The following is a 24254-nucleotide window of genomic DNA, read 5'->3' on the forward strand; positions in this document are numbered from 1 at the left end:
CAGTATTTAGCGTTAGCTGCTAGGTTGTATGGCATCATGCATTGTTGCTTGGGTTAACGTAGGGTTACACAAGGCTAAAAACTGATAGCCAAATCCTCGTAAAAAATGCCCTTGTCGCACCGCGAGCAAGGTGGTATTTTGATGAAATAGCGGCTCGCAATTGAGTAATGTTAACTGGGTGTCTTTATTGGGATTGAACGCCATATCCGCGATGATACCAATGCCCATGCCAAATTCCACATAAGTTTTTATCACATCAGAATCCAAGGCCGTCATCACGATATCAGGCTGTAATCCTGCTTTGGCGAACGCTTCATCAATCATCGTTCGCCCGGTATGACCACTAATGTAAGTGATAATCGGATAATGGGCAATGTCGGCAAGCGTTACCTGTTCAAGCTGGGTTAGCGGATGGTTTGGGGGCACCACAATCGCATGATACCAGTGATAATAAGAAAAAGTCACAAGCTCGCTATAGCTTGACAAGGCTTCGGTGGCAATGCCAATATCCGCTCGTCCATCAAGTAGCATTGCTGCGATTTCTGGCGGTGCGGCTTGTAGCAAGCGTAAATGCACCTTAGGAAAAAGCTGTTTAAACGCTTGCACAACGGGCGGCAAAATATAACGAGATTGGGTATGGGTGGCTGCGATGGTCAATTCGCCTTTATCTTGGCTGGTATATTGTTCAGCCAAGGTTTTGATATTGTTGGCATCATGTAGCATCCGCTCTACAATCACCAATAACTCTTTACCCGGCTCGGTCAAACCTAATAGCCGTTTACCCTTACGCACAAACAGCCCGACGCCAAGCTCATCTTCTAAGTCTTTGATATGTTTGGACACACCCGATTGTGAGGTAAATAATGCATTGCCCACTTCGGTCAAGTTATAGTCACAGCGTACCGTTTCTCGAATAATACGAAGTTGTTGAAAATTCATAGTCTGTTGGCCTAAATAATCTGATAATCAATCAAATTAGTGTAAGCCGAGCGGCCTAAGACAACAAACACCCATCAAACAAATTAATATTCCAAAATTACATATAACAATGTTAAAAATAAAATATTTCGAATAAAACTAAGCTTTCGATTGCTCAGGTGATATTGACGATAACTGCCCTTGTCAGCTCAGCTAATAATCACTAAGGCACTCTCCCATCAAGCAACGAATGGATGGGTTTTAGGCTGTGATTGAACAGTTTGCGGGTGTAGTCTGGCTTCGGCGCTCGATAAATCTGGCACTGCCACAGAGGGTAATATTTCGGCTTGTTCGACTTGTTTATTAATGCCTAGCTGCTGATTGGCTTGCGCTGATTTTTCTTTAATGGCTTGGGCGCGTCGGCCTTTAGCGGGTGCCCACTCAAGTATCGGCAACGCGCGCGCCACCGCTAACACAATACGGTCACGCAACTGTTGGCTTGAGACGGTGTATTCTGGGGTAAAGTCTTTATCCGTCGCATACACGCCTATTGGTAATGTTTGGGCTTGGAAAAAACTAAACAATGGGCGAAGCTGGTGCTCTAGTACCAGTGCATGACGATCGCTACCGCCAGAGGCAGCCAACAATACCGGCACATCCACGAGCGCGGTCTGCTCCACAAAGTCAAATAAGTGTTTAAACAATCCGGTAAAAGACGCGCGATACACCGGCGTTCCTACAATCAAGGCGTCCGCCGCCTCAATCGCTGCCAAGTCGTTTTGTACTCGCTCTGGCAGTTGGTTACGATAAATCGCCCCACTGAGTAAAGGCCCGATTTCACTAAGTTTGATAAAATGTACGTTGATGGGCGTGGCTTGTGCCAACTCATCTACAATATTTTGCACCAGACTTTCGGTTTTTGATGGTGTGTTGAGCCCACCCGATACCGCAACGATATTGAGTGGCATGGCTGGATTTGATTGATTAGTGAAATTTTGAGTGATAGACATCTTTATTCCTTAATTTAGTGTAATCAGATAAATCGATGACATTTCGATAAGCCCATTAAACGAAAAATTAAGCCGTTTGTGAAACAACAATATCTGCATTATTTAGCTGATTTTTTGCTATATCAAATTTGCCATATCAAAGTGGTAAATCTGCAGAGCTACAATTGGCGTTTATCGACCCATTGAGCCAAACTATCGCCTGTGGCTTGCACCAACATCACCAATGCCACCAAAACCACAATGACTGATACCATCATTTGCACATCAAAGCGCTGATAGCCATAACGATAGGCAATATCGCCCAAGCCCCCCGCCCCAATCGCGCCAGCAATGGCAGACGAATTAATCATGGTGACAATCGTCACGGTAAACCCGGCAATAATGCCAGGCAATGCTTCGGGCAATAAGACATACCGAATAATCTGTGTACGGTTGCAGCCAATCGCTTGTGCCGCTTCTATGAGCCCTGGGTCAACTTCACGCAGACTCACTTCGGCAATTCGGGCAAAAAAAGGCGTCGCTGCTAAGGTTAACGGTACCACGGCTGCCCACACACCATAGCTTGTACCGACAATCATTCGAGTGGCTGGAATAATAGCCACCATCAATATCAAAAAAGGAATGGCACGCACAATGTTCACAGACCAACCCAAACTTAGATTGGTCAAAAATGATGGGGCAATACCTTGCTCGCTTGAATTGACCAATACCAATGCGATCGGTAGTCCCAATAAAAATGCTAAAATCGCTGATACGCCAACCATAATCAGGGTATCAATCAACCCCGTCAGTAATAATTCAAGCATAACCAATTACCTCCACATGCAAAACTTGATGTCCCAAGCGATGCGCTAATTGGGCGACATCTAAACCCGTGGTTGCGACGCCAACGACGATATTGCCTACCAAATAGCCTTGAATGGTATCCACTTGACTTTGATACAAAGAGACGGGCGCTTCAAATTGTGCAAAAATTGCTTTTAAATCAGGGGCAGATTTTCTTGGGGTAACGTATCTTAGGTTGAGCAAGGTATGAGTGGCATTGTGCTTGTCGGTGAGTTTATCCTCACCCAAATCAATGGATGACTGGTTATAGCCTAGTAACTCTTGGGTCATGGTGTGCATGGGTGAGGCAAATACTTTCCACACCGGTCCTGTTTCAACGATTTGCCCCTGGTTAATGACAATCACTTGGTCGCAAATATCTCGAATGACTTGCATTTCATGGGTAATGAGCACAATGGTAATGCCGAGTTTTTTATTAATTTGCTTGAGTAACTGCAAAATCAACTGGGTACTTTCTGGGTCTAGTGCTGACGTGGCTTCATCACACAATAACATTTTGGGTTCATTCACGAGCGCCCGCGCAATGCCTACCCGCTGTTTTTGACCGCCTGATAACTGGGACGGATACATCAATGCTTTATCACTGAGCCCCACCATCTCTAGCACTTGCGCCACCCGTTTATTGATATCAGCCTGACTTACCTTGGCGACTTTTAATGGCAAGGCGACGTTGTCTTGTACCGTTTTACTCGACAGCAGATTAAAATGCTGAAAAATCATACCAATGCCTTGTCGCAGCTGTCGTAGCTGGGCTTGGTTGAGTGCTGCCACATTGTTATCATCGATATAAACATGACCATCACTAATCGACTCCAAGCCGTTGATAATGCGTAATAAAGATGATTTGCCTGCCCCGCTTTTACCGATAATACCCAGAATTTTGCCTGTTGGCACCTCAAGCGAGATATCTTTTAGTGCATGAATCGCTTGCGCTTGTCCTTGATAAAACTTATTGACCTTATCGATTCGGATATAGGGAGGTGATGAATGACTGTCATCTTGGGTAATATGAGTAAACGACTGCATAGCATGATCCTTTGTAATTGTTATGGCTAAAACTTGTTAACGCATTACGAGGTCCAACCTGGAAACCAAAGTTTTCCCCCGATTTCTTTGTCAAGCACTTGTTTTACGTTGGGTGACGTTTGATAAATGTGAATAAATTTTTTCAGCTGTTCGGCTCGTTCAGGATTTTTTTGGGCAAAATCATCCCGGGTGACAAATAAAATCGCATAGCGGTTGTTGGTGGTATCATCAAGGATTAAGGCTTGATTGGGGTCAATGGTTTTGGCTAAGCGCAAATAATGCGGGTAGCTAAACACCAAATCAGCATCATCAACCGCTCTTGCGGTCTGCGGGCCTTCAACTTCAACAAATTGCAATTGTTTTGGATTGCTGCTGATATCGCTTAAGTTAGACAGAAAATTATTTGGGTCTTTTAGCCCAATTAATTTTGCCTGTTGCAGCAGTAGTAGCGCTCGCCCTTGATTAACAGGGTCATTTGGCACCACCACACGGGCACGCGTCGGCAATGCTGCTAGGCTTTGGTATTTTTTAGAATACAAACCGACATGGGTGGCAACCCCTTTCCCCAAAGCCGATAGCTTATACTCTGGATGCTGTTTGAGTGCATTGGTTAAAAACGGCTGATGTTGAAAATAATTGGCATCGATGTCGCCACTGTTAAGTGTTACATTTGGGGTATTCCAATCCGTAAACTCGACCAATTTGACGTTGATACCTTGCTGTTTTGCCGCCGCGACTGCTTCTTTAAGTGGATTAGCAAAAGGCGGGCTAATACCGATGGTTAACGGATTGTCTTTGGTGACGTTTGATGCTTGGCTTTTATTGTAAAATGCCCAGCCGCTCAGTAACACCAAGACAGCAATGATAGTTACCCCTAAAACAGTAGCACGATGTTTTGCTGCGATTGCCATAATAGCTCCTTAAAAATGATGGTTTAAAAATAGCTGCTTAGAAATAGCTGCTTAAAACATAAAAAACTGATAACGCTGAAAAAAGTCCTCTAAACAAGCCCTTAGCATCGAAAGCTTTGCACTGGGTGTGAACTGGGTAACCGCTCACCTTTGCCAATGAGCTTGTGGCGTAGACTGCCTTGTTTGTATTCGGTTTTGAAGCGTCCACGACGTTGTAGCTCAGGAATGACATACTGAATAAAATCCTCGTAAGACTCAGGCGTGACCGTGCGAGTAACGTTAAAACCATCAATTCCTGTCTCGTCCACCCAGGTCAACAACGCCTCAGCCACTTCGCGCCCATCACCCACGATTAGCGGATAGCGTCCCCCTAACCGATGCTCGGCTATCAGCTGCGCTTTGGTAACCTGCTGCCGAAAGCGCTGGTTCACCGACGCAATGCTATTGGTTTGTTGGTAGGCAATCACCTCATCATCGGCATACTGTGATAAATCAATCCCCACCGAACTTGAGTAATGTGCCAATCCTGCCTCGCTACTTGCATAGCCTTCATACTCTGCCAGTTTTGCTTGGGCAAGGTCGTGACGCTCGTCAGTCACTACCGTTATCCCCATCAGCACTTTGATGTCATTGGGATTGCGACCTTGTGCTTTTGCCAACTGGCGAATCGTCTCCACCTGCCGTTTAATCGCTGATTTTTCGCCACCCCCAATAAAAATCGCCTCCGCGTGCTGGGTAGCAAATGCCAAACCTTTGGCTGATGCCCCTGCTTGAAATAACACCGGCGTGCGCTGAATAGACGGCATCACTTGAAAAACGCCGTCACTTTGGTAAAAACGCCCTTGATGGTGAATCGCTTTTACCTTGGCAGGATCAGTGAAAATGCGCGCCTGTTTGTCTATTTTGACTGCATCGTTTTGCCATGAGCCTTCCCAAAACTGGTAGCACAACTGCAAAAACTCGTCCGCTTGCTCATAGCGTAAATCATGTGCCTTTAGCCCTTGATTACCAATCAATCGCTCAGCACTGTCCAAATACCCTGTCACGATATTCCATCCCAAACGACCTTGGGTTAAGTGATCTAGACTCGCCATACGTCTAGCAAATTGATAAGGCGTCTCATAACTTAAATTTACAGTGATACCAAAGCCCAAATGCTCGGTCACCGACGCCATGGCAGACACCAAGGTGGTCGGGTCATGGCTTGGCAATTGCACCGACTCTTTAAGGGTCACATCAATGTTATGTTGATAAACGTCATAACAGCCTGTGATATCCGCCAAAAACAACCCATCAAACAGCCCTTGCTCCAAGGTTTTTGCCAAGCCTGTCCAATAGCTAAGCTCATTGAATCGATAAGATTCATCCCTTGGGTGCGTCCACAAACCATGATTGATATGCCCAGCGCAATTCATATCAAAGGCGTTAAGAATAATCGGCTTTGGCAGGTTATTTTCTTGTTTCACCGTCTCACCCATCACAACGTCCCTCGCCGTGGCGGCAATACCCCATTGAGTGCATAGTTGGCAATAAAGTAGTATTTCCACCGTGCCGCATCGTGCAAGGTATGCACCCGTGCGTTTCGCCAATACAGGTCTAGCCCTTTGTCACGTTGGCTACCGCGACTGCCTGCCAGCTCAATGAGCTGTGAGGAGGTTTTTAGTGCCACTTCGGTGCTTAATGCGCGCACTGCCGCGACCGCCAATGACGCTTGGGCAATATTTTGCTCATTGGGCGTTGGACGAGCGGCATCGATGGTTTGGGCAGCGTGTTTGAGTAATACCTCCACCGCTCGCACATCTGCCGCACTGCGCCCAATTTGCAATAGCGTGAGTGGGTCATCGGTGGCTTTATTCACGCCCGAATCAATCCAAGGGCGAGCTTGCCGCACTTGTACCAAGGTTTCTTCAAACGCCCCACGTGCAATACCTGTCTCAATGGCGGCGTGCAACAGCTGGGCAAACGGCCCGCAAACCGTTGGATTTTGATAGGCTTTATCAAAAGCAATGACATCGTCTTTATCCACAAAAACTTGGTCAAATAAGACCGTGCCTGAGCCTGTGGTACGTTGACCAAAACTTTGCCAATCATCAATTAGCGTGAGACCTTTGGCGTCTCGCTGCACAAATGCCAAAAATTCGCCGTCGTTGTCATCTTTTACCAAAGTCGGAATACGGTGTGCAAACAGACTGCCTGTGCAGTAAAATTTTTCGCCATTGATTAGATAACCGCCTGGCGTTGAGGTGAGTTTGGTGGTTTTATCAACGGCATTTTTGGGCTTAAACTCAGCCAGCGCATTGCCTAGCCGCGCCCCTTGTAATACTTCAGCAAAAATGCGTTGCTGCTGGGCTTCTGTCCCCGTGTTTTTTAATACTTCTAACGCATAGTAATGATTTTGCGGAATTTGCCCAATCGCCCCATCTGCACCACTCAACAGCGCAATGATTTGAGCGACGGTCCAACTTGATACATCAGCGCCGCCAAAGCGTTTTGGCACGGTGATTGCCCATAACCCTGATTGGCTCAAGCTTTCAATTTCTGCAAAGGGTAATAGCCGTTCGCGGTCTCGTTTTATACGCGCTTGTTTAAACGATTGGGCAAGCTGATAGGCGATTTCTAATGCTTCGTTGTCCGACTTGATGATATGGGCGACGGGCGTAGGTTTGATTAACGAGGCTTGAGCGTCCGTTACTGGACGGGTGATGGTATCTGACATGGTGTTTTCCTTACTTTCTAAATCCAAGCATGACGGTTGGGCAATTTGTGATTTAAGTAATAATCGCCCAATGCGTGTAACTTCCAGCGCACTGGGTCATGCAAAGTATGCACGCGAGCATTTCGCCAATGCTGATCCAAGCCATGCTCACTAAGTGATGAACGACTACCGCCAATTTCAAACAGTTTTTCAGAAATCGTGAGAGCGGCGTCATTGGCATATACTTTGGCTTCTGCCACTTTGATAGACGCGAGTGCTGCCTCTTCTGCGGTGACAAAATCCAATCTATCCAGCGCATCCAAATAATCAGCCGCTTCTTGCAGTAATAGGGTAGCCGCATCCAAGCGTACTTTTAACTTTCCCACTACTTGTAGCAAATACGGCTCAAAGCGCGCAGCTTCGACTTTGGCATCGACAATGGGACGGGCTTTTTTTGCCACAGCTAAGGTATCTTCAAACGCCCCTTCTGCAATTCCGACATCAATCGCCGCTTGTATCAGCTGAGAATAAGCCCCACGATACGTCGGTGCATCGCTAAGCAAGCGCTCATCAAAAATTAGCTCAGGTAGGACTTTGACTTGGTTGAGTTTGACCGTGCCGCTTGAGGTGGTACGCAGTCCAAAACCATCCCAATCATCTACTACCTCAACGCCCGTTGCGGTTTTATCAATAAGGGTGAGTACCACATGACCCTCAGGGTGTAAGGCTTTAATCGCCAAGTAATCGGCAAAACTGCTGCCTGTTGAATAGAATTTTTCCCCGTTAAGATAGTAACCATTGTTGGCAATGGTCAATGTCGTTGCCAAGGTTTTGCTGTCTTTGGTGTCACGTTCTGGCCCGCCATTGGCTAAGCGACTGCCTGACAAAATCTCGCCAAAAATAAAACGTTTTTGACTGTCATTGCCGATGATATTGATGATATTGAGTAGGCTGATTTGATTTTGTGGAATCAATCCAATATTGGCATCGGCTTTGCTCAAAATACGAAAGACCTCTGCCAAGGTGCGATTTGACACTTCGGCGCCGCCATATTGTTTGGGAATACGTATGCCGCCAAGCCCGGTTTGGCTAAATAGATCCATCACTGCAAAAGGCAATTGTCGCTGTTGGTCGCGCTCGTCGCGCTTGATGAGGGCAAAAGCCGCCACTTGCTTGGCAGCTTGAATGGCTTGCTCATCAGTGACAATGCGTTGCGCTTTGGCATATTTATCAAGTGGCTGATTAAAATCCGTCATGCTAATTCCTTACCGCTAAATGCTTGAATAAGGCATCATGGTAAAGATTTTTTTTCGCAAAGATAACCAAGATATTTTGCTATCTATAGCAAGAAATGTGATGAACAGCATGTCATTTGATTGATTGGGTGAACATAAAAAAAGCCCATCAATCTTTTAATGGGCTTAGACCAACAGGTAAATTTTTGGATAAATTTCTAACCAATAACAAAGCTAATTTGTAGGGATAGGTTTTTTCAAACCATCAAAAATATCCCCACTGTCGGTGATAATTTACTGTCAGCTGATATTGATTTTCATCAATACCCGCTGCTTTGAGGGCTTTTTTTAACTCCCACGTATCAAAGACGGCTTGGGAGCAATGATTGCTAAAGCCAAATTGTGCTAACACCGTCTTTGGTAATGGGATTTGACTTTTGATAGTGGTTGATTGGGTAATCATAAATTTATCCAATAGTTTGCAAACACATGGTTAGAGAGCCAATAGCCCAGCGGCAGATTGACCAAAACACCCGCTGTAAACGCAAGTACAGGTTTAATGCCCACGCTTGCCAATGCTTTAAATCGCGTTGTCATACCAATGGATAAAAACGTTAAGGTAAAAAACCAACCGCGATAGTCTTTGATAAGACCTAATGCTTGTTTATTAAAAGCTTCAGCGTTGGGTGCAATCAATACAAATAAGGTAGTGATGATTGAGGCAATAAAAAAACCGATAATAAACTTAGGAAATCGACGCCAAATCTCTGATTTATCAATTCGCTCGTTCGTTGAAGCACGCTCCCAGACAGTGACCGATAAATAAGCTGCCAAAAATGCCCATAATCCAACAAACATATCTCGGCCTACCACTTTCATTAATGTAAAGGCTTGGGTAGCAGACTCATTACCAATCGCTTCAACCGCTGCAAAACCAGCAGCATCTGCAAATTCAGACGTTCCAATCCAGGCACCGGCAATCGCAGGTGGCAAATCCAACAACTTACAAGCAAATGGCAGCGCAAAAATCATAATTACTGCCCACACAATCACCAACGAAATTGACGCCGCCACATGCTCATGCTTGGCTCTACAGGCACCGCCAATGGCAATCGACGCTGACACCCCACACACCGAGCCACCTGCCCCAAGGGTCGCTGCAAATCGGTTATCAAGCTTAAACACTTTTGTTGCTACGAAATAAATGGTAGAAAAAGTCACAACCGAAACAATTAAGGCTTGTACGATGGCCGCCGGACCCGCTTTTAAAATCGTAGTGAAGGGTAAGGTTGCCCCCATTAAAACAATACCAATTTTGACATAGTATTCGGTTCTCAGCACTTCCTTTAATTTATCAGCAATTGAGGTAAAATTGCCAATTAACAGACCTATGAACAAGGCTACCAAAGGACTTTCTAGTTGCCATGCTTTGACAGTCTTATTACTGCTTAAAATCAAAATGCCCGCCGCCATCAAAAACAATAGGACAAATTTGGCTAAAAATGGGGGTAACTTTATTTCAGGTTGCGCGGATTTGGCACCCAAAAATAGCAATAACCCGAAACCAATTCCTAAGCTTAGCAGTCCTAGGATTGAATGGCTAACTAGGTTAAATAACTCACTAAAGTCTGACCAAGGTTTTATTTTAACATTTAAGTTGGCAATAGGTATTTGCGATATATACAAGGTGCAAATCACTACCACAATAAATAGTCCCAGTACAACCGACCAATTATCCTCATTTTTTAAAAATTTCATGACCTCACGCTCCTTTCTCCCAGTATTGATATAGCACTTGTATCAAATGAAAAAGGCATTATTCCATAAATTATTGATTACACTTAGTAACCATAACTGATATGAATATAATAAATTCTGCTAACAGGCGGTACTGTGAGCGCATAATGTTTAGGTGGATTTTACTTACTGACTTAGCACCAATAAAAGCACTGAGCAAAGCTTCGGCTAGCCCAGACAGAAAAATCAAATCGATTAATTTTATCATTAAAAAAGCCCATTAATTTTTTAATGGGCTTTTGCTCAATAAAGGGTGGCAAAGAGTGCCAAAAGGTGTCAGTTGCTTGTCATTGAACGATTGACAGACTCAATGCACCGCTAAAATCTTATCCAGCACAATTTGCTCAAGTGGCGCAGTTTTAGTCATATTATTACGGGGATGTGGCAATAAGATTGGCAAGTCTAGTCCAATTTTGCCTTGTTCAATTAAAATCACCCTATCAGCAGTGATGACCGCTTCACTGACATCATGGGTCACTAAAATCACCGTAAATCGATGTTCTTGCCATAATTTGACCAACAGTTGCTGCATATCAAGACGGGTTAACGCATCTAGCGCCCCCAATGGCTCATCAAGTAGCAACAGCTGGGGACGATGAATAATCGCTCTGGCCAAAGCCACTCGCTGCTTTTGCCCCCCTGACAATGCCGATGGCCAATCATCCGCTCGCTCTGCCAAGCCGACTTCCGCTAACGCTTTCAACGCTTGCGCTTTCCAATCTGGCATTTTTAGCCCAAGCCCCACATTTTCCAGTACCGTTTTCCAAGGTAATAATCGGTCATCTTGGAACATCAGCCGCGTGGATTGTCGCCATGCCTGAGGCGACATTGCTTGATTGGCAATTGACATGGCTGTCAACTCCCCACTACTCGCCGTTTCTAACTGAGCAAGTAAACGTAGCAACGTTGATTTACCACAGCCACTGTGCCCGACAATAGCGATAAAATCACCACTTTGAATGTGCAAATCTAGGTTTTTAATGACTTCTCGATTGTCAAATTTTTTGACCACATTGGTTAAGCTTAAAGCCAATCCTGTTGAGGTTTTTAATGGCGTTCTGGATGGCGCTGACAATGGTGCTGACAATTGCGTTGACATCAGTGTGCTCCTTGTTGGTAAGCGGGGTGCCATTTGAGCCAAACAAACTCAAGCTTTTTGGCAATAAAATCGGCTAGAAATCCTAATAGTGCATAAACCAAGATTGAAAACATGATGATATCAATCTGAAAAAATTCGCGAGCGTGCATGGCTAAATACCCAATGCCTGTGGTGGCCGAAATGGTTTCCGCCACAATCAGCGTCAGCCACATAATGCCCAATGAAAAACGCACCCCAACCAAAATACTCGGCAATGCCCCAGGTAAAATCACTTCTTTAAACAATGCCCAGCCCGTTAAATCATAGCTTTTTGCCATCTCAACCAGATGTTTATCCACATTACGGACGCCATGATAGGTATTCAAATAAATCGGAAAAAATGTGCCAACTGCCACCAAAAAAACCTTTGCCGCTTCATCAATCCCAAACCACACGATGACCAAGGGAATTAATGCCAAATGTGGAATGTTTCTCAGCATTTGAAAGGTGGTATCCAATAAGGTGCGAAATACAGGCAAAGTGCTGGTCAATAGCCCAAACCCCAACCCAAACAACCCGCCAATCAACAACCCAGCAAACGCTCGCAGCGCACTAATGCCTAGATGCTGCCAAAGCTCACCACTTTTTATGAGTTCATAGCCCGCTTGAAGAACGGCACTGGGTGACGAAATATTTTTAAGGTAAGCCTCAGGCAGTAATTGATAACTTGCTACCAGTTGCCAACCCGCCAACATAAGTAATGGCAACCACCAACCCCCTGTACGCGCAAATAGGGTTTTAACAACCTTGCGGGTTGACAATGTCTTGACTGGCGCATTCACCCTTATCGGTTTCGTCGGTAGCGGCTTTGATGCCGCGACCACTGAATTATCCGCAACAAAACTTGACGTTTTCATAAACAATCTCTCAATGCAAATTTATCTTTATTAAGCTAACTGTTAAAAGCCTAACTGTCGGCTGTATCGCTTCAACGTAGTAAGTGCAAGCTAGCGTCATAAAGGTTACCTACCCTTTTTTACTAGCCATGTTTTTACTAGCAATAGGGTTTACTTGGGTGGATACCAGACAATATCTTTTACCTGTATTTGTTTTGGCAGCAATTTATTTTTATAAAAAGTATCCGCTTCTTGCTGCTGCGCTTGAATGATGTCATCGGTGATATAGTTGACACCGTAATTTCTTGATTTCACCGAGGCTAACGCCACGTCAGGTTTTAGATTGGTGACTTTTTGGATCATTTTGCTAAAAGTTACCGGGTCAGCGGTAATCGCTTTATCCGCTTCATCAATGGCTTTGACAATGTCTTTAACCACATCGGGGTGTTTTTGAGCAAAATCCGTTGATGCCAAATAAAACGATGTATTATTGGGCTTAAGACCTGTAGCATCGGTCAAAACTCGCGCTTTTAGCTCAATTTTGGCACTCGACAGATAAGGCTCCCAAACGGTCCAAGCATCCAGTTTCCCCGATTCAAAGGCAGCACGGGCATCAGATGGCTGTAAATACTTGACATCTATGTCAGCAAAACTCAATTTGTCACGTTCCAATGCTTTTAGTAACGTATAGTTAGCACTAGAGCCTTTAGTCACCGCCACAGCTTTACCTTTTAATTCAGCCACGGACTTTAAGGTTGAATTGGCGGGGACAATGACGGCTTCAGACTGTGGTGAAGGTTTTTCATAGGCAACATACACCAGATTACTACCCGCGGCTTGGGCAAAAATGGGTGGGGTGTCCCCTGTGGTGCCAAAGTCAATATTGTTGGTATTTAGCGCTTCTAGCATCGGCGGTCCCGATTGAAACTGCACCCAATTGACTTTGATGCCGGATTTTTCGAGCGACTTTTCAAGCAGCTTACTTTCCCGCAGATACACCAACGCTCCTGAACTTTGTAATCCGATACGCACTTCTTCAAGTGGTTTTGAATCACCGCTCTTAGCGTCATTGGTCTGTGCTTCATTGGTGGTTGCCGCATTGGCAGATTTGGTGGTATTTTGCTGGCAACCTGCTAATAGCAAGCTAATACTAAACCCCGAAATAAGTAGAGCAGAAACTTTTCTCATTACAATACCTTATACAATATTTAGGACAATTTGTCCTTATCCTCAAAATTTTTCATTTTTTCGATATGAAATGCTATAAAGCCCTATCAAGTATCATCGAATGGTGACATTATTCCACAAAATAATAACAAAGCTTAATAATTATAATTGATAAGAATATAGAGAAATTTTCTAACCGCTCTACAATGCGGATACTTTAGCTTGCGGATATATAAAGGAAGCGTGGATAAATTAACTGCAGTTATCCGTAGAGCTAGCTATTATCCGTAGAAAAAAAGGTTAGTTTAACTCGCAGCAAATTTGGTATGCTTTAAGATTGGATTGAAGGTTATATTGAAGATGGAATTGAAGGAAGATAGGATTGAAGGGTGTTGGGTATTATTCAGTTTCAACTCATACCTGCTTGCAGTTTGTGAGGTTGGCTTTCACTGGATTATTATTGAAAAGATTATAAACAAATTTTTGCAAGCAACAAGGCTGCATAACAATAGCAGCCTTGCCCTTGTGAGTCATTCAGTTAAATTCAGTCAGTCGGTTACATTCAAATAGAAGCCGCTGTAAAATGCTGATGCAGATGGGTTTTATTTTCTAAATCATCGGCAATGGCAATCGCTAAATCCGCCACACTGATACCTGCAGGTATATCGCCGTTCATCAACAGGTGGTTGTCACCTAAACGATACTCTCCTGTACGCTCTTCACTATAACCAGCGGTTACACCAAGCATGGCAGGCGGAGAAATAAACGCCCAATTCACATCACGACGGTCTGTTAACGCTTGGATTAAATGGCGTGCTGCATTGGCACCGTCAAAGATTTCTTTAGGAAAATCTGGTGTATCAATCAACTGTTTATTGTCAGCAACATACAAACTACCAGCACCGCCGATAATCAGCAGATAAGGTACTTTTGCCTGTTTACCCCCTTCAATAATCGCCTGAGAACCTTGTGTAAATTCTTCACCAATATTGGGGTTAGTCCATCCGGGGTTATATGCACTCACAACGGCATCAAACCCTTGTAATTTTTGTGGAAAATCCGCACTCATCACGTCAGCTTGTACAGCGGTGACATTGTCTTGGGGTTCGATTTTATCAATATGGCGGGCAAACGCAGTAACTTGATGTCCACGTTGTGCTAATTCTTTGACCACCGCTTTCCCAACATACCCTGTGGCTCCGATGACGGCAATTTTTTGTGGGTTCATTTTTATTCCTTTATTTGACTGAGTTAAGATTAAGCTATTATAAAACGCTTATTCACAAACGATTAGTCTATAATAAGCTAAAATATTATTAGCTAAAAGGCAATAATAGAGAACCTATCATGAATCAATCTGACTTTGGGCAATTACTGATTTTTCATAGTATTGTTCAAGAAAAATCGATTACCAATGCGGCTAAAAAGCTAGGTATCACCGTACCATCGGTAAGCAAGGCGCTTAAGACATTAGAGCGTAATGTTGGTATTGCCTTATTCGTTCGCACAACACGTAAACTACAATTAACCGATGCTGGCGAACAACTTTACAGCCAAACCCTAGAACCGATTTCTAGGTTACAAAACACTTGGCAACATATTGGCGATCAGTATCAACAACCAAGTGGTCTTGTACGAATCACTTTATCACAGCTACATTTCGAACTGATATTTAAACCTTTTTATGCAGAATTTTGTGCGCGTTATCCAAAGATAATTTTGGAATTTTCTATTAATAATGCTAGTGTGGATTTAATAGAAGCAGGGTTTGATTTGGGGGTAAGATTTGGTAATAACTTGACTGACAACGTGGTGGCTAAGCCCATTTATCCTGCGTTTCGGCAAGGGCTGTATATTTCTTTAGACTATGCAAGCAAATACGGCATACCAAAGACCCTAGATGATTTACAACATCATCGGATGATTGGCTTTCGTTTTATGAGTAGTAATCGAATCGAGCCCTTATTTTTGCAAATAAATGGGGAAAATAAACTACAACCGATTGAAAACACGCTGATTTTTAATGATTCTGAACAAGTGTTAGATGCCACTTTGCAAGGATTAGGCATAGGGCGAATCTTTGAACCTTTAGCAACTAATTCAGCGTTGATACCTGTACTTGAAGAATATTGGATAACCTTTCCTGCCAATTATTTATACTATTTGCCAACACCTGTTAAAGCTAAAAAAATACAGCTTCTCATTGATTTTTTAATGGAGAAATTTGGCAGTTACGCCTCATCTTAAATTAACAACCTACATTGATGACAATGAAAGTGGATAGTGACTAGTGAATCGCCACTTGCTCATGTTTATAGTTTTGATAGGGATACTTTAAAAGGATTTTTTTTAGGACATGAAGGCTATTTAAAATAAGCAATGAAAATCAAAAAAAATTCAGTTTCATCTCTTTTAAATTCGGGTGGGTGTCAAAATCTACTTGCTCAAAAATTAACCAAGGCACAATTTGGGCACAAAATGGGCACACAAGATTTTTAAGCGATTTTTCTGTGCCCAAAATCACAAAAGTGGTCAAAATTTCAATTCTCGAAAAACCATGTAAACCGTTAATACAACTGCAATAAAAAAGCCCCAATCAATCGACTGGGGCTTTTGGAATATGGTAGGCATAATCTGACTCGAACAGACGACCCCCACCATGTCAAGGTGGTGCTCTAACCAACTGAGCTATATGCCTAAAAGGGTCTAACAATCTACTTGCGTAAGTAGGAGTGCCATTTTACCAAAAAATTTTGCTTTTGCAAGTGGTTTTAATTTTTCGCTTTAATTTTTATTGCACCATCTTCAGCTAAGTTTTCGTTAAGGTTAGGTTGTTTTAATACACTTAGCCACTCGGATATATCTCAGTATCAACCTTATCCCGTGACCTGACAAATTTATCAAAAACTTAGGATGGCATTATGAAAAAATCATTAATCACCTCAGGCTTATTGGCACTCGCTATGTTATCAGCCAGCAGCGCATTTGCCGAAGCCAACTGCCAAGCGCACCCAAAAAACGAACAAATCCCGCAAGCCGATTTTCAAAAAGCGTTAGAAAAACATGGCTTTACTATCAAAAAATTCAAAACTGATGGCAACTGCTTTGAGATGTATGGCAAAAGCAAAGGTGGTAAAAAAGTCGAAATGTACTTTGACACCAAAGATGGCAAAATCGTTAAATCAGAAATCGACTAATGATGGGTTAAGCAAACCGTCCAACCAACGCAATTTGAGGTAGGTTTGCCAATGTTATGCCTTGACACGGCTAACTTAGCCGTGTTGATATTTTGGACAATGGAAAATAGCAATGTTACCACAACCACAATCTGCACAAACCGTCAAAGTCTGGGATATTTGGGTGCGTATCACTCACTGGGCAGTCGCTGCGGGTATTTTTGCCAACCTTATCGTCACTGAAGGTGGTAGTGATGTGCATGAGTACATGGGTTATGCCGTCGTGGCGCTCGTAGTATCTCGTTTGCTTTGGGGATTGATGGGTAGCCAATATGCCAGATTTAGCAATTTTTTCCCTACCCCAACCCGCATTCGCGAGCATATGACCGACATCAAGCAGCATAAGTTTCAAGGTCATCTGGGTCACAATCCGTTGGGTGCGCTGATGATGTTTGCGCTGTGGGGCGTTATTATCGCGCTGGGTGTCACAGGCTATCTGCAAACCACCGACCAATTTTGGGGAGAAGATAGCATCCAAGCGATTCACGAATTTTTAGCCAATAGTCTTTGGGTACTAGTCCCTTTACATGTGGCAGCCGCGATTATAATGGGCAGACTACAACAGCAAAACTTGGTAAAATCGATGATAACGGGTGAAAAAACTGTTCAATAAATACCTTCGCTAAAAACTAAGCTAAAACACACGGAAGACCCTCATGACCCGAATTTTACTGATTGAAGATGATGCCACCATTGCCGATGGTATTGTCAAAGGCTTGAGCCAACAAAACATGATGGTGGATTGGTTTGCTGATGCCAAACTCGGTGAAATGGCAATTCATGAAGGGGTGTTTGATGCCGTGTTATTGGATTTGACCTTGCCACGTGGCGATGGGATGACCATTTTAGCCAATTGGCGACAGCAAAAGATTGACACGCCTGTCTTGATTATTACGGCGCGTGATGCCATTGCCAACCGCGTGGCAGGTCTCAATGCTGGCGCAGACGATTATTTGGTCAAACCCTTTGCTTTAGATGAAGTGGTTGCCCGTTTGCAGGCTTTGATTCGCCGTAGCCAAGGGCGCAGTCAAACCGAAATCCGTTATGGGGATGTCAGCTATTTGCCACAGCAGCAGCAAGTTTTTTATCAAGGCAAATGGGTGGATTTGACTGCCAAAGAAATCACTGTCCTTGAGCAGTTTATCAGCTATCCCAATTTGGTGCATAGCCGTGCCAGCCTTGAGGATAAGCTATACGGTTGGCAGCAAGATATTGAAAGCAATGCGATTGAGGTACATATTCATAACCTGCGAAAAAAACTCGGCAATGATTTTATCCTCACTCGGCGTGGTATTGGCTATTATCTCAATCCTGCCTTGCAGCACCCTGAATGATTCGCCCGCTATCCTTCTTTAAGCGGTTACCATTATGACCCCTACCACCCAAAAAGCTTATAGTATCCAAAGGCAGCTGCTCAATTCCCTGCTCATCGGACTACCGATTATTTGGCTATCAATTACCCTCATATCGGTATGGCGGCTTTCACACGAAATCAACGAAATCAATGACACCCAAATCACCCAATTAGCCCGCTATCTGATTGGTATTTCTCAAGACGTTAAGCTTCATCTCACCAACCCTGCCAATGAGCCTAAAATTTTAAATCTTGAAAATGGCTTGCTATCAGGCGATTTAGGGGATGCCGAAGAAGACTATATGGGTTTTGCGATTTGGGATCAAAACGGTAAATTACTGATGGCTGATAAAGACGGTCAGCATTTTACATTTTTGCCCAAACAACATGGGTTTTTGGAAAACAACAGTGCCTATCAAGAGCTCAATCCCTTTAGTCACTCGTGGCGCCTGTTTTATGCGCATGATGACGCCACCAACCATCTCATCGCTATCGGGCAAAACCTTAATTCGCGTCAAGAGATTATCTATAAATCATTAACCATTCAACTCGTTCCCTCGCTGATTGGGGTGCTGCTATTGATTATGCTGACATGGCTGTCAGTGCGACGAGGGTTTGTTCCACTTAAACGGATTAGTGACTTGTTGAGCACTCGCAGCCCTGAAGATAAAACCCCATTATCGGTCGATACACCATTAGAAATTCAACCCTTGCTAAACGCGCTTAATGAGTTATTTGATAAAGTCGCGGATACCCTTGAGCGTGAAAAACGCTTTACCGCAGATGCCTCTCATGAATTACGCAGCCCGCTCACTGCCATCAAACTACAGACCGATGTACTACAACAAACCATTTTGCAAGCCAATTTAACCGATAGTCAAACCGATGCACTCCTGAGTCACTGCCGACAAATCAGTCATAGTAATGAGCGCGCCAATCGACTGGTCGAACAATTGCTGATTTTGGCAAAACTGGCGCCACAGCAAGGGCTCGACCCGCAGACCTTTGCACCGATTGATTGGATAGCCCTATCCAATGATATCCTCTCAGAAGTCAACCGTCGTGCCCGCGAAAAAAACAGCCAATTACGCCGTGATGTGTTAGTGGATGCCAAAGCTATTTTGCCTTTGACAGGTAACGCCACGTTAATCGGCATTTTGCTGCGTAACCTATTGGACAATGCCATTCGCTATAGCCCTGACCATACCACGATTCGGTTAGTGTTAGATAGCGAGGTGATTTCAGTCATCGACAATGGCAATGGGGTTGCACCTATCGACCTTGCTCGGCTATCAGAGCGGTTTTTTCGTCCCGCAGGTCAAGCTGAGATTGGTAGTGGCTTGGGTCTGTCGATTGTGCGCCGTATCGCTGAGCTGCATGGTTTGCAAATTACCCTACAGAACCTAGAACACGATGGGCAGATTTGCGGTTTTCAAGTCAGTCTCTTTAAGCGCTGACTTGCCCACTGCTGAAGCTTACTTTACCAACAACAGGGGGCATTTAAAAAAGGATACATAGCGTATCCTTTTTGTGGGAGTAAACTAAAAAAATTAGTACACGTTGGGCACATACATATCTTCAGCGATAGGCTCACGCTGGTAGTTATCGTGATGCTCACGCTCTGGCAATACCACTTCATCCCGTTGTATTTCTTGGTAGGGAATTTGTGAGAGCAGATGGTTGATGCAGTTTAGCCGCGCTTTTTTCTTATCATCACCCTCGACTACCCACCAGCGGGCTTCAGGAATATGGGTGCGTTCAAACATCACTTCCTTGGCTTTGGTATAATCTTCCCAGCGGCGACGCGATTCTAAATCCATCGGTGAGAGTTTCCACTGTTTGAGCGGGTCATAAATACGGCTCATAAAGCGTGACTCTTGCTCGTCATCTGAAATAGAAAACCAATATTTGATTAAGCGAATCCCTGAGCGCACCAACATACGCTCAAATTCTGGCACTGACTCAAAAAACTCTTCGTATTGCGCGTCAGTACAAAACCCCATCACTCGCTCAACCCCAGCACGGTTGTACCAACTGCGGTCAAATAGCACAATCTCCCCCGCCGCCGGCAGGTGCGCGACATAGCGCTGGAAATACCATTGGGTTTTTTCTCGGTCATTGGGTGCAGGCAGTGCGGCTACACGGCAGACGCGCGGATTGAGCCGTTGGGTGATACGTTTGATAGCACCGCCTTTACCTGCTGAATCGCGACCTTCAAAGATGACAACGATGCGCTCACCGGTTGCTACTACCCAATCTTGCAATTTAATGAGTTCTTTTTGCAGACGAATCAATTCATTAAAATAAATATGGCGAGCGATTTTTTGGCTGTCGGTTAACGGCTGCCCGTCATACCGTAAATCTTGGATGTAGTCGTCCATTTCGGACTCAATCTCTTCATCATAGCTGTCAATCAAGTCTTCATGCATTTGTTGGCGCAGTTTGTCATTATTTTTGAGGGTTTCATCATTTAAAAAATGTGATTGGGGTAAGTCATCAAGCATATCGGTAATATGATCGCTGATAGTGAGGTTGCTATGTGCAGTGGGCTGATTATTTGGCATATTGACGTTCTCTAATGAGCATTAAAAATGCTGATAATATGACAAAATTATGAAGGTATGATGATACAAAAGGTTAAAAACATCAGCTTATCGGAAAAAAACAACGTTCTGACATATGTTTGCTGTTTTAGGTTTTATTTCAATTTAATTGTCGTTAAAATTATACCAATCCTTACTTATCTTTAAGAGAGATTGCAAATTTTTTTGTGTAAACCTTTAAAGGCAGCCTAAAATAGCATCATACTAACTAGTAAACAAATATTCTATATTAATACCCCTCCACCCGATGTCCATATAACATCACAAACTGACGCATAGCAGGTTTCCAATTTTGAATCGGCATCGTCCATTTTTGCATCGTATTGATCAGCGCCATATAAATTGCCTTAAACACCGCATCATCATTCGGGAAAGTCTTTTTGGTACTTGTGACTTTTCTTAAGCTGGCATTCAATGATTCAATGGTATTGGTGGTATAAATTACTCGTCTAATATCTTTTGGATAATCAAAGAACGTGGTTAAGCGACCCCAGTTCTCCTGCCATGACTTGGAAATCTGTGGATGTTCGCCATCCCATTTTTCGGCAAATGCTAAAAGGTTATCTTCCGCCTCAGCAAGGGTATCAGCCCCATAGATGGTTTTTAAATCTGTGGCGATTTCCTTTCTTTGCTTATAACTGACGTATTTAAGCGAGTTTCTGACTTGATGCACAATACACAGTTGAACCTTGGTTTTAGGAAATACCGTTTCAATCGCTTCAGGAAAGCCTTTTAGCCCTGAGAAGCACTGCTTCGCAAGGCAAGCGATAAAAATATCATTCACTCCACGGTTTTTTAATTCGTTCATCACTGAAACCCAGAATTTAGCGCCCTCATTCTTGGCAATCCAAAGACCGAGTAATTCCTTACGTCCTTCGGTATTAATGCCTAAAGCCAGATAAACACATTTATTATGGGCAATGCCTTCTTCTCGGTTTTTCACCACCAATCCATCAAGATAGACGACAGGATAGACTGATTCTAATGGACGTTGTTGCCATTGCTTGACTTCATCAAGCACGCTATCGGTGACCGTTGAAATAAAGGTGGAGGAAACGTCAACGCCATAGATTTCTTTTAAATGCGCTTGTATGTCACGGGTGCTCATGCCGCGAGAATACAGGGAGATAACCTTGTCATCAAAGCCGTTTAACGTGCGTTCATGTTTTTTAACAAACTGTGGGTCGAAACTGCCTTCACGGTCTCTGGGAACATCAAGTTCAATGTGACCAAAGTCGGTACGGACGGTTTTTTTAGTGGTGCCGTTACGGGCATTGCCTTTTTTACGAGCGGGTTTGCCCGCAAGCATTGCGGTTTCTTCGCTTATGGTGCTAGGCTGGGTATTTTCGTCTTCATCTGATCGTGGTTCGCCCTCTAGCAAATCATTATTGGGTTCATGATTGATGAAGTCGTCAAGGGTATCTTTCTGAGCTTTGCCTTGATAGTCATGTTTGGCATAGCCAAGATGATGGGTCATTTCGGCTTGTAAGGCTCGTTCAGCAAGTCGTTTGGTGAGTTGTTTTAAGATACCGTTTTCACCTAATATTTGTTCTGGTGTTTGATAATCTTTTAATAGTTCGTCAAGTAAAACTTCTGTTGATTCTTTCATGTAAATGTTCCTGTGTAAATCCTTGTGTTAAAATTGGGTTTACACAAAATATTTTACAGTCTCGACATTCCGCCTACATCAGGTTTACAGCGTCCCGATCTTTGGGCAAGTCTGTTGACCATTAAACAAACGCCTGCGTTTACCCCGCTCGTCAAAACAGTAGCCGATAGTGAAGTCAAACTTATTTGGGCAGAAGCAGAATTTTGTGAGTTTGGTTGGCGCCATTCTCGCGAGCACTATAATACTGTTGACCGCTGGGTAGCTACGGCTGAATTAACCGCCTTAAATACATCGGGTGTGGATAAACAAAGCTTTAATGCGTTAAAAGCCCAGTATTTGGCGCGCTTAAAGCTGCTTGCTGCGACTAAAAATAGTAGAGAAAGTTGCCGTGGCGCTGTGTTACCTTATATCGAGCCACCCAAAGTTGCCATAGCTGATGAGCAGTTTACCGTTAAATAAACTAACCAAATAATTTATCTGTTCTTGGCAAAGTTAAGATAGGCGCATAACTCGCTACAAATACCAAGAAGGCGACAATCCAAAACGCTTGAGCCATTGCCAGCGTAGCAAAGTAATAATCAGGCAGTATCCAACCCAATACCGCCCTCGCCAACCAAGCCATCGTCATGCTAATAAAAATGACAGTAACGGTTTTGGGCGGCTGATGGATATTACGTCCGGTATGACCCAAAGATACCCGCGACATCATTGCCAGTGTCATTAGCCCAATACCTGATATCACAACGGCATGCATCGCTAAGCTGTGATTGATGATACCAAAAGGGACTAATACAAATAGGAAAAACCCAATCACCATACCAAAAAAGCTTAGCCAAAGTGACCACAGTAGTGGTTTTGACCAAATTTCTGGCAAATACCAGTTTTTAAGTCGTATTAAATTGCTGATCGCAATGACTAGCGCTGCCGTACCGCTGGCACACACTGCCCAACGATAGCCCGTTAGAAACACATCACTCAGCATAAAGGCAAAAAATCCTAACAGACTGAGCCGATCCAGCAAATCAGAATTTTTAACTTTCTGTCGTACTTCCCCACCCGTAGCTATCCCATGTTCAATAAACATTGGCATCACGCGTCTACCGATGGTAAGCACCACGCCAACAATCAAATACAACCCAAATAACAGGCTCATATGCATGCCATTATTGTTTTGGGTAAATAGCGCAACATAAAACCAAACCTGTCCGATGAATAATAAAAGCAACTTAGCCACGATACCGATTTGGCGTTTTTGCCGAACGCGATAAATCGGTAAGATAACAAAAGAGGCGGTTAATAACCAAAATATGATATCACTCGCAGCCGCTATCAGCGTGCCGGTGTTGATATTGATGCCGTTGGCCAAAAATAACACTCGAGCCAACGCCCAAGGTACAAAAATTACCAACAACTTATAACCGTAAGGCATAGACTGCTGAGTCCAAGCTTTCACGGCGGTCAACAAAAACCCTGCAATCACTGCCAGTGCGTAACCATACAACATCTCATGACCATGCCAGTAAAACGGCATCATCTGATTCGTACCATCAAACTCAAACCGCGTGGCAAACGTTATGTATGCCCATTTCAGCATCGTCAAAATCGCAAACACTGCTGCACCTAAAAAGAAAATGCGAAAGCCTAAATTGAGTACAGGATGGGGAGAATAAGGGGGTTTGTTAGGTAATCTGATTTGTTGCATGGCTATGCTCACTTATTAGGGCAACCATCGTTTTAACATGTATTTAAAATATATATTATAGCAAAGTGTATATGAGAATAGCCGTTAATCTACATATTAAAGATTAACGCTATTTTCATTCTCTCTGCCTCATGCTTTTATACACAAATTAGGTTTTAGCTAAAATTTTCA

At 43.7% G+C, this 24254-nt stretch carries 23 protein-coding genes and 1 tRNA gene; 6 read left to right on the forward strand and 18 right to left on the reverse strand.

Features of this window, described 5'->3' with window-relative positions; genetic code table 11:
• Nucleotides 1-12: 12 nt before the first annotated feature.
• The 14 genes from RTS10_RS05160 to RTS10_RS05225 form a co-directional block, all read right to left on the reverse strand.
• On the reverse strand, nucleotides 13-939 hold the full coding sequence (locus RTS10_RS05160) for a CysB family HTH-type transcriptional regulator (protein ID WP_312539504.1): 927 nt from the start codon (nucleotides 937-939) through the stop codon (nucleotides 13-15).
• Nucleotides 940-1157: 218 nt separating this feature from the next.
• Nucleotides 1158-1886 (reverse strand): FMN reductase, encoded by a 729-nt coding sequence (msuE, locus tag RTS10_RS05165; protein WP_409455586.1) that lies wholly within the window; start codon nucleotides 1884-1886, stop codon nucleotides 1158-1160.
• Nucleotides 1887-2086: 200 nt separating this feature from the next.
• Nucleotides 2087-2734: a methionine ABC transporter permease gene (locus RTS10_RS05170; RefSeq protein WP_065253422.1), complete on the reverse strand. Its 648-nt coding sequence runs from the start codon at nucleotides 2732-2734 to the stop codon at nucleotides 2087-2089.
• Complete coding sequence (locus RTS10_RS05175) at nucleotides 2727-3800, reverse strand: methionine ABC transporter ATP-binding protein (RefSeq protein WP_312539506.1); 1074 nt, start codon at nucleotides 3798-3800, stop codon at nucleotides 2727-2729. Before RTS10_RS05175 ends, RTS10_RS05170 begins: the two co-directional genes overlap by 8 nt.
• A gap of 44 nt (nucleotides 3801-3844) precedes the next feature.
• Nucleotides 3845-4711, reverse strand: a complete 867-nt coding sequence (locus RTS10_RS05180) for a MetQ/NlpA family ABC transporter substrate-binding protein (protein ID WP_007117075.1) — start codon at nucleotides 4709-4711, stop codon at nucleotides 3845-3847.
• Between the two features lie 101 nt (nucleotides 4712-4812).
• Entirely contained in the window at nucleotides 4813-6189 is a 1377-nt protein-coding gene (locus RTS10_RS05185) for an LLM class flavin-dependent oxidoreductase (RefSeq protein ID WP_284034761.1), read from the reverse strand.
• Nucleotides 6189-7427 (reverse strand): SfnB family sulfur acquisition oxidoreductase, encoded by a 1239-nt coding sequence (locus tag RTS10_RS05190; RefSeq protein WP_284034762.1) that lies wholly within the window; start codon nucleotides 7425-7427, stop codon nucleotides 6189-6191. The genes RTS10_RS05185 and RTS10_RS05190 overlap by 1 nt, the downstream gene beginning before the upstream one ends.
• A gap of 17 nt (nucleotides 7428-7444) precedes the next feature.
• Entirely contained in the window at nucleotides 7445-8662 is a 1218-nt protein-coding gene (locus tag RTS10_RS05195) for an SfnB family sulfur acquisition oxidoreductase (RefSeq protein ID WP_099834429.1), read from the reverse strand.
• 244 nt (nucleotides 8663-8906) lie between these two features.
• A complete protein-coding gene (locus RTS10_RS05200) occupies nucleotides 8907-9104 on the reverse strand; it encodes a hypothetical protein (protein ID WP_007117079.1) in 198 nt (65 codons plus the stop codon).
• Entirely contained in the window at nucleotides 9101-10399 is a 1299-nt protein-coding gene (locus tag RTS10_RS05205) for a YeiH family protein (RefSeq protein WP_065253424.1), read from the reverse strand. The genes RTS10_RS05200 and RTS10_RS05205 overlap by 4 nt, the downstream gene beginning before the upstream one ends.
• 346 nt (nucleotides 10400-10745) lie before the next feature.
• Complete coding sequence (locus RTS10_RS05210; protein ID WP_219331697.1) at nucleotides 10746-11537, reverse strand: ATP-binding cassette domain-containing protein; 792 nt, start codon at nucleotides 11535-11537, stop codon at nucleotides 10746-10748.
• Nucleotides 11537-12433: an ABC transporter permease subunit gene (locus RTS10_RS05215; RefSeq protein ID WP_257619666.1), complete on the reverse strand. Its 897-nt coding sequence runs from the start codon at nucleotides 12431-12433 to the stop codon at nucleotides 11537-11539. Before RTS10_RS05215 ends, RTS10_RS05210 begins: the two co-directional genes overlap by 1 nt.
• Nucleotides 12434-12583: 150 nt before the next feature.
• Complete coding sequence (locus RTS10_RS05220; protein WP_219331698.1) at nucleotides 12584-13600, reverse strand: aliphatic sulfonate ABC transporter substrate-binding protein; 1017 nt, start codon at nucleotides 13598-13600, stop codon at nucleotides 12584-12586.
• A 541-nt stretch (nucleotides 13601-14141) separates the two neighbouring features.
• On the reverse strand, nucleotides 14142-14807 hold the full coding sequence (locus RTS10_RS05225) for an NAD(P)-dependent oxidoreductase (RefSeq protein WP_312539509.1): 666 nt from the start codon (nucleotides 14805-14807) through the stop codon (nucleotides 14142-14144).
• 119 nt (nucleotides 14808-14926) lie between these two features.
• Between RTS10_RS05225 and RTS10_RS05230 the strand changes: the two genes are divergently transcribed.
• On the forward strand, nucleotides 14927-15826 hold the full coding sequence (locus tag RTS10_RS05230) for a LysR family transcriptional regulator (RefSeq protein WP_312539510.1): 900 nt from the start codon (nucleotides 14927-14929) through the stop codon (nucleotides 15824-15826).
• Between the two features lie 374 nt (nucleotides 15827-16200).
• Here RTS10_RS05230 and RTS10_RS05235 read toward each other — a convergent pair.
• Nucleotides 16201-16277, reverse strand: a tRNA-Val gene (locus RTS10_RS05235).
• Between the two features lie 223 nt (nucleotides 16278-16500).
• Between RTS10_RS05235 and RTS10_RS05240 the strand changes: the two genes are divergently transcribed.
• From RTS10_RS05240 to RTS10_RS05255, 4 genes are all read left to right on the forward strand, one after another.
• Nucleotides 16501-16776: a PepSY domain-containing protein gene (locus tag RTS10_RS05240; RefSeq protein WP_007117114.1), complete on the forward strand. Its 276-nt coding sequence runs from the start codon at nucleotides 16501-16503 to the stop codon at nucleotides 16774-16776.
• Nucleotides 16777-16888: 112 nt separating this feature from the next.
• On the forward strand, nucleotides 16889-17428 hold the full coding sequence (locus tag RTS10_RS05245) for a cytochrome b/b6 domain-containing protein (protein WP_312523397.1): 540 nt from the start codon (nucleotides 16889-16891) through the stop codon (nucleotides 17426-17428).
• Nucleotides 17429-17471: 43 nt separating this feature from the next.
• Nucleotides 17472-18149 carry a response regulator gene (locus RTS10_RS05250; protein WP_138018489.1) on the forward strand — a complete coding sequence of 226 codons (678 nt, stop codon included), beginning with the start codon at nucleotides 17472-17474 and terminating at the stop codon, nucleotides 18147-18149.
• Between the two features lie 34 nt (nucleotides 18150-18183).
• Nucleotides 18184-19626, forward strand: a complete 1443-nt coding sequence (locus tag RTS10_RS05255) for an ATP-binding protein (protein ID WP_312385310.1) — start codon at nucleotides 18184-18186, stop codon at nucleotides 19624-19626.
• Between the two features lie 93 nt (nucleotides 19627-19719).
• On the opposite strand, the gene ppk2 is transcribed toward RTS10_RS05255, so the two are convergent.
• A complete protein-coding gene (gene ppk2, locus RTS10_RS05260) occupies nucleotides 19720-20733 on the reverse strand; it encodes a polyphosphate kinase 2 (protein ID WP_312539511.1) in 1014 nt (337 codons plus the stop codon).
• A 268-nt stretch (nucleotides 20734-21001) separates the two neighbouring features.
• On the reverse strand, nucleotides 21002-22381 hold the full coding sequence (locus tag RTS10_RS05265) for an IS256 family transposase (RefSeq protein ID WP_312539512.1): 1380 nt from the start codon (nucleotides 22379-22381) through the stop codon (nucleotides 21002-21004).
• A 114-nt stretch (nucleotides 22382-22495) separates the two neighbouring features.
• Here RTS10_RS05265 and RTS10_RS05270 point away from each other — a divergent pair, with 114 nt between their 5' ends.
• A complete protein-coding gene (locus RTS10_RS05270) occupies nucleotides 22496-22840 on the forward strand; it encodes a hypothetical protein (RefSeq protein ID WP_312539513.1) in 345 nt (114 codons plus the stop codon).
• Nucleotide 22841: 1 nt separating this feature from the next.
• Here the strand turns inward: RTS10_RS05270 and RTS10_RS05275 are convergent, their stop codons facing one another.
• Nucleotides 22842-24083: an NnrS family protein gene (locus tag RTS10_RS05275; protein WP_312536180.1), complete on the reverse strand. Its 1242-nt coding sequence runs from the start codon at nucleotides 24081-24083 to the stop codon at nucleotides 22842-22844.
• Nucleotides 24084-24254 lie beyond the last annotated feature (171 nt).

Origin of the sequence: Moraxella sp. CTOTU47616, from assembly GCF_032017465.1 — a bacterium.
GTDB classification, from domain to species: Bacteria; Pseudomonadota; Gammaproteobacteria; order Pseudomonadales; family Moraxellaceae; genus Faucicola; species Faucicola tetraodonis.